Raw genomic sequence first — 15,150 nt, 5'->3', positions numbered from 1 at the left:
TGTTCTCCGGTCAGGGTGGTCAGTGGGCGGGGATGGGGCGGGGTCTGTACTCCGTGTTCCCGGTGTTCGCGCGGGCCTTGGACGAGGTGTGCGGGCTGCTGGGGTTGTCGGTGGAGGTGCTGTTCGAGGACGGGGAGGGGGTTCTCGGCGAGACGTTGTTCACCCAGAACAGCGTGTTCGCGTTGGAGGTGGCGCTGTTCCGGCTGGTGGAGTGGCTGGGGGTGCGGCCGGATTTCGTGGTGGGGCATTCGGTGGGTGAGGTGGCGGCGGCGCATGTGGCGGGTGTGCTGGGTCTGGAGGACGCGTGTGCGCTGATAAAAGCTCGGGGCCGGCTGATGCAGGGGCTGGCTGGTGGTGGGGCGATGGTGTCGCTTCAGGCGTCCGTGGAGGAGGTGGCGGGGTCGCTGGTGCCGGGTGCCGAGGTGGCGGCGGTCAACGCGTCGGACGCGGTGGTGGTGTCGGGTGACGAGGCGGCGGTGGAGGCGGTCGCCGGGGTGTGGCGGGGCCGTGGGCGTCGGGTGCGGCGGCTGGAGGTCAGTCACGCGTTCCATTCGGCGCGGATGGATCCGGTGCTGGAGGAACTGGGCCGGGTGGTTGCGGGTCTGTCGTTCGGTGAGCCGGTGATCCCGGTGGTGTCCACGGTGGCCGGGTGTCCGGTGGAGATGGGTGAGCCGGGGTACTGGGTGCGGCAGGTGCGGGAGCCGGTGCGGTTCGCGGACGCGTTGGAGTGGCTGGCCGGCCGGGGTGTGACGGGGTTGGTGGAGGTGGGTCCGCATCCGGTGTTGGTGGGGACCGGGTTGATGCGCCGTGGTGGTGATTCTCCGGAGCGGTTGTTCGCGGGGCTGGGGCGGTTGTGGGCGGACGGTGCCGTGCGCTGGACGCCGCCCGTGGTCTCGACGGGGGGTGTGCGGGTGCCTTCGTATGCGTTCCAGCACCGGCACTACTGGCTCCAGCCCACCACCCCGGCACCGACCGGTGACGGCCGGCTCGACCACCCGCTGCTGCGGGACGCCATGGAACTCCCCGACGACAACGGCGTGGTGCTGACGGGGCGACTCGCCACCGCCGCGCAGCCGTGGCTCACCGAACACGTCATCGCGGGCTCGCCCCTGCTGCCCGCCGCGGCGTTCGTGGACCTGGCGCTCCGGGCCGGCGAACACGTCGGCTGCCCGGCGGTCGAGGACCTGACGCTGGAGACACCGCTGGTGGTCGCGGACGGCACGCAGGTGTCCGTGACCGTCGGCCCCGACCGGGAGGGCCGGCGCGGCGTCTCGATCCACTCGCGCGCGGACGGCGAGTGGGTACGGCACACCACCGGGACCCTGGGCGCCGCACCCGTCGCACCACGGGAACCCTGGGCACGGCAGTGGCCGCCGCTCGCCGAAGCCGTCGACCTCGACACCTTCTACGACGACCTGGCCGACGCCGGATTCGCCTACGGCACGGCCTTCCAAGGCCTGCGAGCGGCCTGGCGGGACGGCGACACCCTCTACGCGGAGGTGGCCGCACCCCCCGGCGACAACCGGTTCGCCCTGCACCCCGCCCTGCTCGACGCCGCGATCCAGACCGTGACCGTCGCCGACGACCGGGCGAAGATGCCGTTCTCCTTCGCCGGGATCTCCTGGTGGCGCGGCGCCGAGCACGCCAGGGTCCGGCTGACCGTGACCGGCCAGGACACCTGCGCGATCGGCCTCGCCGACCAGTCGGGCGCGCCGGTCGCCGAGATCGCCTCGCTGACCCTGCGCCGGCCGGCCGGGGCCACCACGCGGGAGGTTCCCTACCAGGTGGCGTGGCCGGTCCTGGAAGCGGCGACCACCGCGACGGACCTTCCGGTCCACCACGCCACCTCGCCCGTCGAGACCCTGCGGGTGATCCAGGACTTCCTCACCACGGACACCCCGCGCATGGTGGTCGCCACCCGCAACGCCGTGCCGGTCCGTCCGGGCGAGGACGTCGACCCGCGGGCCGCCGCCGTCTGGGGCCTGGTCCGGTCGGCCGCCACCGAGCACCCCGGCCGGTTCGTGCTGGTCGACGGCGACGGTGACGACGGCGACGAGGTCCGGCTGGCCGGCGACGAACCCCAGCTCGCGATCCGCGGCGGCGCCGTTCACGTCCCCCGCCTCGAACGGGTGCGGACCGAACCGCTGCCCTCGCCGCTCGGCCCCGAGGGCACGGTGCTCGTCACCGGCGGCACCGGCACCCTGGGCGGCACGATCGCCCGCCACCTCGCCGAACGGCACGGCGTGCGGCACCTGCTGCTGGTCAGCCGGCGCGGCCCGGACGCCCCGGGCGCGGCCGCGTTGACCGCCGACCTGGCCGCGCTGGGCGCGACCGCCGACATCGTGGCGTGCGACGTGTCCGACCGCCAGGCGGTGGCGCGGCTGCTCGCCGACCACCCGGTCACCTCGGTGGTCCACACCGCGGGCACGCTGGCCGACACCGTCGTGGAATCCCTCACCCCGCAGCAGTTCGCGCGGGTGTGGGAGCCGAAGGCCCTCGCGGCGCGGCACCTCCACGAACTGACCTCGGACCTGGAGGCGTTCGTGCTGTTCTCGTCGGCGGCCGGTGTGCTGGGCGGCGCGGGCCAGGCGAACTACGCGGCGGCGAACGCGTACCTCGACGGCCTCGCCGCACACCGGCACGCCCAGGGACAGCCGGCCGTGTCGCTCGCCTGGGGCTACTGGGCGGAGGCCAGCGGCATGACGGGAGGCCTGACCGCCACCGACCGGCACCGTCTGGTCAGGGCCGGCGTACGGCCGCTGCCGACGACGGACGCGCTGGCCCTGTTCGACGCCGCGCTGACCGCGGGCACCCCCACCCTCGCCCCCGTCGGGTTCGACCTGCCGGCACTGCGCCGCGCCGGCGACCCGCCCGCCCTGCTGCGGGAGCTGGTACGGCCCCGGCGCGGGCAGGCGGCCGACCGCGTGTGGACGCGGGCCGACGTGCTGCGACTCGTCATGGGCCAGGTCGCCCTCGTCCTGGGGCACTCGTCACCGGAGGCGGTCAACCCCGACCGGGCGTTCACCGACATCGGGTTCGACTCGCTCACCGCCGTGGAACTGCGCAACCAGCTCGACGCGGACACCGGCCTGCGCCTGCCCGCCACGCTCGTCTTCGACCACCCGACACCGACCCGCCTCGCCGCCTTCGTGCACACCCGGCTGCACGGCACCGAACCCGACCCCCTGCTCGCCGAACTCGACCGGCTCAAGTCCAGCCTGGACGCGGCGGCCGCCGACGCCGACCACGCGACCGTCGCGGCCCGCCTCGAAGCGCTTCTCGCGGCCTGGACCGCCAGACGCACCGGCTCCGCGGCCGGTGTCGACGAGGTCGGCGACGACGAGGTCAGCGACGACGAACTGTTCAGTCTCCTGGACGATGCGCACCGCAGGACCGAGGTCATCCGCTCGGGCGAGTCCCGAAACGCTGAGGAGCAGTAGCGATGTCTGACGAAGAGAAGCTCCGCACGTACCTCAAGCGCGCCACGGCCGACCTGGGAGTGCTCAGCAGGCGCCTCGCCGACATGGAGGAGGCCGCGCGCGAGCCGATCGCGATCATCGGCATGGGCTGCCGCTACCCGGGCGGGGTGGAGTCCCCGGACGGCTTGTGGCGGCTCGTCTCGGACGGCGCCGACGCGATCACCGAATTCCCGCCGGACCGTGGATGGGACGTCGTCCACGACCCCGACCCGGACCGGCCGGGCACGACCTACAGCAGGTCGGGCGGCTTCCTCGCCGACGGCGCCGGCTTCGACGCCGGGTTCTTCGGCATCTCGCCGCGCGAGGCGTTGGCGATGGACCCCCAGCAGCGGGTGCTGCTGGAGACCGCCTGGGAGACCGTCGAGCACGCCGGCATCGACCCGACCACACTCGGCGGCAGCCGCACAGCCGTGTTCACCGGCCTGTGGTCCTCCGGCTACGGCAACCAGCCGCCGCCGGACCTCGAAGGCTTCCTCGCCACCGGAACGGCCACCAGCGCCACGTCCGGGCGGGTGTCGTACCTGCTGGGGCTGGAGGGTCCGGCGGTGTCGGTGGACACGGCGTGTTCGTCGTCGCTGGTGGCGATCCACCTGGCGGCGCAGGCCTTGCGGGCGGGGGAGTGCTCGCTGGCGCTGGCCGGCGGGGTGACGGTGATGGCGACGCCGGCGGGGTTCGTCGAGTTCTCCCGGCAGCGGGGGCTTTCCGCCGACGGCCGGGTGAAGGCGTTCGCCGAGGCGGCCGACGGCACCAGCTGGGGTGAGGGCGCCGGCCTGGTGCTGCTGGAACGTCTGTCGGACGCCCGCCGCAACGGCCACCGGGTGCTGGCGGTGGTCCGGGGCTCGGCGGTGAACCAGGACGGCGCGTCGAACGGGCTCGCGGCGCCGAACGGTCCGTCGCAGGAACGCGTCATCCGGCAGGCGCTGGCCAATGCGGGGTTGGCGGCGTCCGAGGTGGACGCGGCGGAGGCCCACGGCACCGGAACCACCCTCGGCGACCCCATCGAGGCCCAGGCGCTGCTGGCGACCTACGGCCAGGGGCGGGTGGAGCCGTTGTGGCTGGGATCGGTGAAGTCCAACATCGGGCACACCCAGGCCGCCGCCGGTGTGGCGGGTGTGATCAAGATGGTCATGGCGATGCGGCACGGCGAACTGCCGCGGACCCTCCACGTGGACGCGCCGACCTCCCACGTCGACTGGTCGGCGGGCCGTGTCTCCCTGCTGACCGAGGCCCGGCCGTGGCCGGAGACGGGGCGCCCGCGCCGTGCCGGCGTGTCGGCGTTCGGCATCAGCGGCACCAACGCGCACGTGGTGATCGAGGCGGCCGCCGAGGAGCCGGTCCGGGTCTCGACGGGGCCCACGGGCGGGGTGGTGCCGTGGGTGCTGTCGGGGAAGTCGGACGTGGCGTTGCGGGAACAGGCACGTCGGCTGGGGGCGTTCCTGGCCGGGCGTCCGGGGGTCGGCGCGGTCGCGGTGGGCCGGGCGTTGGCGGGGCGGTCGCGTTTCGAGCACCGTGCGGTGCTGAGCGGTGTGGCGGCCCTGGAGGCCCTGGCGGAGGGCGGCACGGCGCCGGGTCTGGTCACCGGGACCGTCCGTCCGCTGGGCCGGTCGGTGTTCGTGTTCCCGGGGCAGGGGGCGCAGTGGGTCGGTATGGGTGGGGAGTTGTACGGCTCGGAGCCGGTGTTCCGGGAGGCGATCGACACGTGTGACGCGGCGCTGGCGCCGTACACCGACTGGTCGTTGGTGGAGGTGCTGGTCGGCCGTGGCTCGCTGGAGCGGGTGGACGTGGTGCAGCCCGCCCTGTTCGCGGTCATGGTGGCGCTGGCCGACCTGTGGCGTGCCCATGGTGTGGAGCCCGACGCCGTCGTCGGGCATTCACAGGGCGAGATCGCCGCCGCGTACGTGGCCGGCGCGTTGTCGTTGAAGGACGCCGCCAAGGTGGTCGCCCTGCGCAGCAAGGCCCTGGCGGTGCTGGCCGGCCAGGGCGGCATGGTCTCCCTGGGGCTCGGGCAGGAGCGGGCCGCCGAGTTCGTGGCCCGCTGGGACGGCCGGCTGACCGTGGCGGTGGTCAACTCGGCCGACAGCGTGGTGGTGTCGGGCGACCTGGACGCGCTGGACGAACTGCTGACGGCCTGCGAGGCCGACGGCGTCCACGCCCGCCGCCTGCCCGTCGACTACGCCGCCCACTCCGCCCAGGTCGAGGCGGTCCGCGAGCAGCTGCTGACCGACCTGGCCGACATCACACCGCGCCCGGCGACGATCCCGTTCCACTCCACGGTCACCGCGGCACGGGTCGACACCTCCGCCCTCGACGCCGGCTACTGGTACCGCAACCTCCGCGAACCCGTGCTGTTCGACCGGACCACCCGTGCGCTGCTCGACCACGGCCACACCGTCTTCGTCGAGGTCAGCCCGCACCCGGTGCTGGTCTCCGCCGTCGAGGAGACCGGCCACCACCACGGCTCCGACCTCCTCGTCACCGGCACGCTCCGGCGCGACCAGGACGACTTCCTCACCTCGCTCGGCCGCCTCCACGTCCGGGGCGTCCCCGTCGACTGGCGGTTCCCGGACGACACCGAGCCCGTCAGCCTGCCGACGTACGCCTTCCAGCGCCGGCCGTACTGGCTGCGGCCCGTCCCGACGGCGTCGGGCGACCACCCGATGCTCGGCACGTTCGTGGAACTGCCCGACGGCGCGGTGCTCAGCGGACGGATCTCGCTCGCCACCCACCCGTGGCTGGCCGACCACGCGGTGCGGGGCTCCGTCCTGCTGCCCGGCACCGCGTTCGCGGAGATGGCGGCCTACGCGGCCGGCCGGCTCGGCCACGCGGTCGAGGAACTGGTGCTCGAAACGCCGCTCGTCCTCGACGACACCCCGGTGCACCTCCAGGTCGTCGTGGGCCCCGAGGACGACGGCCGCAACCCGCTCACGGTGTACTCGCGTGACGGCGACGAGTGGGTGCGGCACGCCACCGGGACCCTGGGCGAGGAGCCGGTGCCGAGCGCCTGGGACTGGGCGCCGGCCGGTGAACCCCTCGACGTCGACGGGCTCTACGACTCGCTGGCCGTGCTCGGCTACGAGTACGGGCCGGCGTTCCAGGGCGTCACGGCGGCCTGGCGGGCCGGCGACACCGTCTACGCCGAGGTGGAGCTTCCCGCCGAGGAACCGTTCGCCCTGCACCCCGCGCTGCTCGACGCCGCACTGCACCCCATGGCGTTCCTCACCGACCGCACCGGCCTGCCGTTCGCGTTCACCGGAGTGGTGATACGGCCCGGGGGCGGCCGGACGCTGCGCGTACGCCTGTCCGCCACCGGGCCGGACACGTACGCCGTGGCCGTGGCCGATCCGGACGGCACCCCGGTCGCGGTCATCACGTCGCTGACCGTCCGGGACGCCACCGCCGTCCCGGACAGTCTGTACGCACTCGACTGGCTGCCCCTCGAATCGCCGGCCCTCGAACCGGCACCGACGGGCGGCGACACCGTGGCCCCGGCCGTCTACGAGGTGCCCGGGCCGGAGCCCGAGGCGGACACCGTCGAGGCGGCGTACGAGAGCGCGCGGAGCGTCCTCGCCGCGATCCGGGACCACGTGGCGGGCGAGCGGACGCGCCTGGTGGTCGTCACCCGCGACGCCGTCGCCGCCGCGCCCGGTGACGTGGTCGGCCTCCACCACTCGATGGTCTGGGGCTTGGTCCGCGGCGCGCGGGCCGAGCACCCCGGCCGGTTCGTCCTGGTCGACGCCGACTCGACCTGGGACCCCGCGCTGATCGCCGGCACGGACGAGCCGGAACTGGCGGTACGTCAAGGGGCGCTGCGCGTGCCCCGCCTGGTCCGCGTCGGCGCGAGCCTCACCCCGCCGGACGGGACCTGGCGGCTGGAGGACACGGGCACCGGCAGCATCGACGACCTGGCGCTGGTGCCCCGCCCGGAGCTCATGGAGCCGCTGGGGCCAGGGCAGGTCCGGATCGCGACGCGGGCGGCCGGCCTGAACTTCCGGGACGTGCTGATCGCCCTCGGCGTCTACCCCGGCGAGGCCCTGATGGGCGGCGAAGGCGCGGGCGTCGTCCTCGAAACCGGCCCGGACACCCGGTTCCGGCCCGGCGACCGCGTCATGGGCCTGGTTCCCGGCGCCTTCGGCCCGGTCACCGTCGCCGACCAGCGGCTGCTGGTCCGGATGCCCGACGACTGGTCGTTCGCCAGGGCCGCCTCCGTGCCCGTGGTGTTCCTGACCGCCTGGTACGGCCTGCGCGACCTGGGCGGGCTGAAGGCCGGTGACCGGGTGCTGATCCACGCCGGCACCGGCGGTGTCGGCATGGCGGCGGTCCAGCTGGCCCGGCGGCTCGGGGCGGAGGTGTTCGCCACCGCCGGCCCGGCCAAGTGGCACATCCTGCGCGGCCTGGGACTGGACGAGGAACACATCGCCTCGTCCCGCACCCTGGAGTTCGAGCAGACGTTCCCGCCCATGGACGTGGTGCTGGACTCGCTGTCCGGCGAGTTCGTCGACGCCTCCCTGGGGCTCCTCGTGCCCGGCGGGCGGTTCGTGGAGATGGGCAAGACCGACATCCGCGACGCGGCCGACCATCCCGACATCGTCTACCGGGCGTTCGACATCGCCGACGCCGGGCCGGAACGGCTCGGCGAGATCCTGGACGCCGTCGTACGGGCCTGCACGGACGGCGGGTTCGCACCGTTGCCCTTGGACGTGCGGGGGGTACGGGACGCGGTCGAGGTGTTCCGGTTCATGAGCCGGGCCGCTCACGTCGGGAAGATCGTTCTCACGGTTCCCCAGCCGGTCGACCCCGAGGGCACGGTGCTGATCACCGGTGGTACGGGGACGCTGGGGGGCCTGGTGGCCCGGCATCTGGTGGCCGGGTGGGGTGTGCGGCATCTGCTGCTGGTCAGCCGTCGGGGTGGCGGGGAGGTGCTGCGCGAGGAGTTGGAGGGGCTGGGCGCGGAGGTGACGGTGGCGGCCTGTGACGTGGCCGACCGGGACGCGCTGGCGGCCGTGCTGGATGCGATTCCGGCGGAGCGTCCGCTGACCGCGGTCGTGCACGCGGCGGGCGTGCTCGACGACGCCGTGGTCGCGTCCCTGACCCCGGAGCGTCTCGCGGCGGTCTGGGAGCCCAAGGCTCGGGCGGCGTGGAACCTGCACGAACTCACCCGGGGGCTGGACCTGACGTCGTTCGTCCTCTTCTCCTCGGCGGCCGGGACACTCGGCAGCCCCGGGCAGGCCAACTACGCCGCGGCCAACACCTTCCTCGACGCCCTCGCCGTGCACCGGCGAGCCCTCGGACTGCCGGCGACCTCGCTGGCCTGGGGCTACTGGGCCGAGGCCAGCGGCATGACCGGGCACCTGACCGAGGCCGACCAGGACCGGCTGACGCGAGCCGGGGTCGTGCCGCTGGCCACCGACCACGCCCTGTCGCTGTTCGACGCGGCCCTGGCCACGGACCGGGCCGCGCTGGTGCCGGTACGCCTCGACCTGTCCGTGATGGCGGACGCCCCGGCGGCCCCGGCGGCCCTCAAGGACCTCGTCTCCCGCAAGGCGGCCCGGCGCCCGGCGCGGCACGGCGCGATCGCCGACCGCCTGCGGTCACTGCCGGAGGCCGAACGGCTGCGAGCCGCACTCGACCTGGTCACCGCCAACACCGCCGCCGTGCTCGGTCACGGCGAACCGGGGGCCGCATGGGAGGGGCAGCCGTTCAAGGGCCTCGGCTTCGACTCCCTGACCGCCGTCGAACTGCGCAACCGCCTCAACACCGCCACCGGCCTGCGCCTGCCCGCCACCGTCGTCTTCGACCACCCCACCCCGCGGCGACTCGCCGAGCACCTGCTGAGCGGGATCCTCGGTACGGGGGCGGATGTGGCGCCGGTGGTGCCGGTGGTGCCCGCGGTTCCGGTGTCGGGTGATCCGGTGGTGATCGTGGGCATGGGGTGCCGGTTGCCGGGTGGGGTGGGGTCGCCGGACGACCTGTGGCGGCTCGTCGTGGAGGGCGTGGACGCGATTGGCGGGTTCCCGTCGGATCGTGGGTGGGATGTCGAGGGGTTGTTCCATCCTGACGCGGATCATCCTGGGACGTCGTACACGCGGTCGGGTGGTTTTCTCGCGGACGCGGCGGGGTTCGACGCGGATTTCTTCGGGATCTCGCCGCGTGAGGCGTTGGCGATGGATCCGCAGCAGCGGGTGCTGCTGGAGACGGCGTGGGAGACGTTGGAGGACGCGGGGATCGATCCGACGTCGTTGCGGGGCAGTCGGACGGGCGTGTTCACCGGCATCTGGTCCTCCGGCTACGGCGACCAGGCGCCCGCCGACGCCGAGGGCTATCTCGGTACGGGCGCCGCGACCAGTGTGACCTCCGGCCGGATCGCCTACCTGCTGGGGCTGGAGGGCGCGGCGGTCTCGCTGGACACCGCCTGCTCGTCCTCGCTGGTGGCGATCCACCTGGCGGCGCAGGCGCTGCGCTCGGGGGAGTGCTCACTGGCCCTGGCCGGCGGGGTGACCGTGATGGCGACCCCGCTGGGGTTCACGGAGTTCTCGCGCCAGCGCGGCCTGGCTCCCGACGGCAGGGTGAAGGCGTTCGCCGAGGCCGCCGATGGCACCGCCTGGGGTGAGGGCGCGGGGCTGGTGCTGCTGGAGCGGTTGTCGGACGCCCGGCGCAACGGCCACCGGGTGCTGGCGGTGGTGCGGGGTTCGGCGGTGAACCAGGACGGCACCTCCAACGGCCTCGGGGCACCGAACGGTCCCTCGCAGGAGCGGGTGATCCGTCAGGCGCTGGCCAATGCGGGGTTGGAGGCGTCCGAGGTGGACACGGTGGAGGCGCACGGGACGGGGACGACGCTCGGCGATCCCATCGAGGCCCAGGCGCTGCTGGCGACCTACGGTCAGGGGCGGGTGGAGCCGTTGTGGCTGGGGTCGGTGAAGTCGAACATCGGGCACACCCAGGCGGCGGCCGGTGTGGCCGGTGTGATCAAGATGGTCATGGCGATGCGGCACGGGCAGTTGCCGCCGACACTGCACGTGGACGCGCCGACCTCCCATGTCGACTGGGAGTCCGGAAACATCCGGCTGCTCACCGAGGCCCGGCCCTGGCCCGACAACGGCCACCTGCGGCGCGCGGGCATCTCGGCGTTCGGCATCAGCGGGACCAACGCGCACGTGGTGATCGAGGCGGCCGCCGAGGAGCCGGTCCGGGTCTCGACGGAGTCCACGGGCGGGGTGCTGCCGTGGGTGCTGTCGGGGACGTCGGATGCGGCGTTGCGGGAGCAGGCGCGTCGGCTGGGTGCCTTCGTCGCCGTGCGTCCCGAGGTGAGTGCGGCGGCGGTCGGGGGCGCTCTGGCCGCCCGCACCGTGTTCGAGCACCGGGCCGTGGTGGTGGGCACCGCCGTGGCCCTGGAGGCCCTGGCGGAGGGTGGCACGGCGCCGGGTCTGGTGACCGGGATCGCCCGTCCGCTGGGCCGGTCGGTGTTCGTGTTTCCGGGGCAGGGTGCGCAGTGGGTCGGTATGGGTGGGGAGTTGTACGGCTCGGAGCGGGTGTTCCGGGAGGCGATCGACGCGTGTGACGCGGCGTTGGCGCCGTTCACGGACTGGTCGTTGGTGGAGGTGCTGACGGGCGGGGGTTCGCTGGAGCGGGTGGATGTGGTGCAGCCGGCCCTGTTCGCGGTGATGGTGGCGCTGGCCGAACTGTGGCGTGCCCATGGTGTGGAGCCGGACGCCGTGGTCGGGCATTCGCAGGGCGAGATCGCGGCGGCGTACGTGGCGGGGGCGTTGTCGTTGGAGGACGCCGCGAAGGTGGTGGCCCTGCGCAGCAAGGCGCTCGTCGCCCTGGCCGGACACGGCGGCATGGTCTCGGTCGCGCTGTCCGCCGACGACGCCGCCGACCACCTCAGCCCCTGGGGCGACCGGATCACCGTCGCGGTCGTCAACTCCGCCTCGACCGTCGTCGTGTCCGGCGAACCCGGGGCCCTGGACGAACTGCTGGCGGCCTGCGCCAGGAACGGCATCCGCGCCCGCGCCATCCCCGTCGACTACGCGGCGCACTCGGCGCAGGTCGAGGCGGTCCGCGAACAGCTCCTGACCGACCTCGCGGACGTCCGGCCCCGGCCCGCGGCGATCCCGTTCTACTCGACGGTCACCGGCGAGCCGGTCGACACCTCCGGCCTCGACGCCGGCTACTGGTACCGCAACCTGCGCGAACCCGTACGGTTCGACCTGGCCACCGCCCGGCTCACCGCCGACGGCCACGAGGTGTTCGTGGAAGTCAGCCCGCACCCGGTGCTGGTGCAGGACCTGGACGGCGTGGCGACCGGCACCCTGCGCCGCGACCACGGCGCCGTCGGGGAATTCCACACCGCCCTGGCCCGCCTCCACGTCCAGGGCGCCGCCGTGACCTGGCCGCACGACCGCCCACACGGCGTCAGGCTGCCGCACTACGCCTTCCAGCGCCGCACCTACTGGCTCACCCCCTCGGCCGGCGACCACGGCACCGGGCACCCGCTGGCGGGCACCACGGTCGAACTGCCCGACGGCAGCACCGTGCACAGCGGCCGCCTCTCCACCCGCACCCACCCCTGGCTGGCCGACCACGCCGTCGACGGCACGGTCCTGCTGCCGGGCACCGCCTTCCTCGAACTCGCCACCCTGGCCGGCGGGACCCTCGACGACCTCGTCCTGCACCTGCCCCTCGCGCTCTCGGACACCCCCACGGACATCCGGGTCTCCGTCGGCGCCCCGGACGACGCCGGTCGCAGCCCGGTCACCGTGCACTCCAAGGGCGGCGACGGCTGGGTCCGCCACGCGTCCGGGACCCTCGGCGCCCGGCTGACGGCCGGACACCCCGGCCGGCCCCCGAGGAACGCCGAACCCGTGGACCCCGAAGGGTTCTACGCCTTCCTCGCCGGACTCGGATACCAGTACGGACCCGCGTTCCGGGGCGTGCGGGAGCTGTGGCAGGGCGAGGACGAACTGTACGCCGAGGTGTCCGTCCCCGACGGCGCCGGCTACGGCCTCCACCCCGCGCTCCTGGACGCCGCGCTCCAGCCGCTGATCCTGCTCAGCCCCGACACCCGGGTCCGGCTGCCGTTCTCCTTCTCCGGCGTCGCCGTGCACACCACCGGAGCGTCGTCCGCCCGGGTCCACCTGACCCGCACGGGCACCGACACCTACCGCGCGACACTGACCGACCTGTCCGGCAACCCGGTCGCGGACATCACCGCGCTGACCGTCCGTCCGGCCGCCGAGGCCCGGGCCACGGTGCTGCACACCCAGTGGGTGCCCCTCATCCCGGGCACACCGACCGAGGTGGTGCCGAGCCCGGTCCTCACCGCGGAAGCCGACGCGGACTCCGTGCACGCCCTCGTCCAGCGGGCCCGCGCGCTCGTCCAGGACTTCCTGGCCGAGCGGACGCCGGAGCGGCCGGCCGCCCGCCTGGCCGTCCTGACCCGCGGCGTGGCCGGCGCGGCCGTACGCGGCCTGGTCCGCAGCGCCGCCGCCGAGCACCCCGGCCGGTTCGTCCTGGTCGACACGGGCGACGCGTCCGAGGAGGACGCCGTCCGGGCCGCCATGACCGCCGGCGACGAACCCGAACTGGCCCTGCGGGGGGAAGACGTCCTCGTGCCGAGGCAGGCCAGGTACGCGCCGGAACCGGCCGCCCCCGACGGCGCGTACCGGCTGAGCGAGTCCGGCACCGGACAGCTGGACGACCTGGCCCTGCTGCCCTGGCAGGAGGCCGCGCTGGAACCCGGACAGGTACGGGTCGCCGTACGCGCGGCCGGCCTGAACTTCCGCGACGTGCTCATCACCCTCGGCATGTACCCGGACCGGCCCCCGCTGGGCGGCGAAGGAGCCGGCACCGTCATCGAGGTCGGCCCCGGCGTCACGGCCTGGCGGCCCGGCGACCGCGTCATGGGAATGCTGCCCGGCGCCTTCGGGCCGCGCGCGGTCGCCGACCACCGGCTCCTGACGGCCGTCCCCGACGGCTGGAGCTTCACCGAGGCGGCGGCGGTGCCCGTCGCGTTCACCACCGCCTGGTACGGGCTGTTCGACCTCGGCGAGCTGCGCCCCGGCGACCGGGTCCTGGTCCACTCCGGCGCCGGCGGTGTGGGCATGGCCGCCGTCCGGCTGGCCCTGAACAGCGGCGCGGAGGTCTTCGCCACCGCGAGCCCCGCCAAGTGGGACACCCTGCGGGGCCTCGGACTGGCGGACGACCACATCGGTTCGTCCCGCGACACCCGGTTCGCCGACCGCTTCCCGCCCATGGACGTCGTCCTCAACTCCCTCGCGGGAGAGCTCACCGACGCCTCGTTGCGGCTGCTCGCCGACGGCGGACGGTTCGTCGAGCTGGGCAAGACGGACGTCCGCTCACCCGAGGGCCTGGTCTACCGGGCCTTCGACCTCAACGACGTCGACCCCGCGCGGCAGGGCGACATCCTCGCCGGGGCCGTGGCGATGATCGCCGACGGGACGCTGGAGCCGCTGCCGGTCACCGCGGCCGACCTCCGCCAGGCCGTCGACTCCTTCCGGCTGATGAGCCGGGCCCGCCACACCGGCAAGATCGTCCTCACCGTCCCCCAGCCGATCGACCCCGACGGCACCGTGCTGATCACCGGCGGCACCGGCACCCTCGGCCAGGCCGTCGCCCAACACCTGGTGTCCCGCTACGGGGTACGGCACCTGCTGCTCGTCAGCCGCGGCGGCGGCGCGGCGGCGCACCCGGAGCCGCGAGGGGACGTCGACGTGCGGGTCGTGGCCTGTGACGTCGCGGACCGGGACGCGCTGGCGGCCGTCCTGGAGTCGATCCCGGCCGAACACCCGCTCACCGCCGTCGTCCACGCGGCCGGGGTGCTCGACGACACCGTGGTGGAACGGCTGACCGCGGAGCAGCTCGACCGGGTGCTGCGCCCCAAGGTCGACGGCGCCTGGCACCTGCACGAGCTGACCCGCGAGCACGACCTCGCCGCCTTCGTGCTGTTCTCCGCGGCCGCGGGTGTCCTCGGCAACGCCGGCCAGGCCGGCTACGCGGCCGCGAACTCCTACCTCGACGCGTTCGCCGCACACCGGCAGACCCTCGGACTGCCCGCCGTGTCGATGGCCTGGGGCCACTGGGAGCAGGAGAGCGGCATGACCGCCCACCTCACCGCGGCCGACCGCCAACGCCTCGCCCGCAAGGGCATCCGCCCCATCGGCACCGAACGCGCCCTGGCCATGTTCGACACCGCGCTGGCGGCCGGACGTCCCGCGCTGACCACGGCCGACCTCTCGATGCCGCGGACCCTGCCGACGCCCAAGGCCCCCGCGTCGGACCTGCTGTCCCTGGTCGCCGCCCACACCGCCACCGTCCTCGGCCACTCCGACGCCGCCGCGATCACCCCCGAACGCGCCTTCCGCGACCTCGGCTTCGATTCCCTGACCGCCGTCGAACTGCGCAACCGCCTCGCCGGCGCCACCGGCCTGCGGCTGCCCGCGACCCTCGTCTTCGACCACCCCACCCCCGCCGACCTCGCCGACCACCTCACCGCCGAACTCTCCGGTACGGGTGGGGACGTGGTGCCGGTGGTGCCCGCGGGTGGAGCGGATGTCGGCGCCGATCCGGTGGTGATCGTGGGCATGGGGTGCCGGTTGCCGGGTGGGGTGGGGTCGCCGGACGACCTGTGGCGGCTCGTCGTGGAGGGCGTGGACGC

General features: G+C 74.4%; 2 protein-coding genes. Both read left to right on the top strand.

The features are described from left to right. Nucleotides 1-3,440: SDR family NAD(P)-dependent oxidoreductase (locus tag ACFRMQ_RS25075; RefSeq protein WP_380732854.1), on the top strand; the 3,440-nt coding region annotated here is incomplete at its 5' end. 2 nt (nt 3,441-3,442) lie between these two features. Then, on the top strand, nt 3,443-15,150 hold an 11,708-nt coding region (locus tag ACFRMQ_RS25070), incomplete at its 3' end, for an SDR family NAD(P)-dependent oxidoreductase (RefSeq protein WP_380732853.1).

The organism is Kitasatospora sp. NPDC056783, assembly GCF_042789895.1.
Lineage (GTDB): Bacteria > Actinomycetota > Actinomycetes > Streptomycetales > Streptomycetaceae > Kitasatospora.
This window is presented reverse-complemented; position numbering and strand designations above follow the sequence as displayed.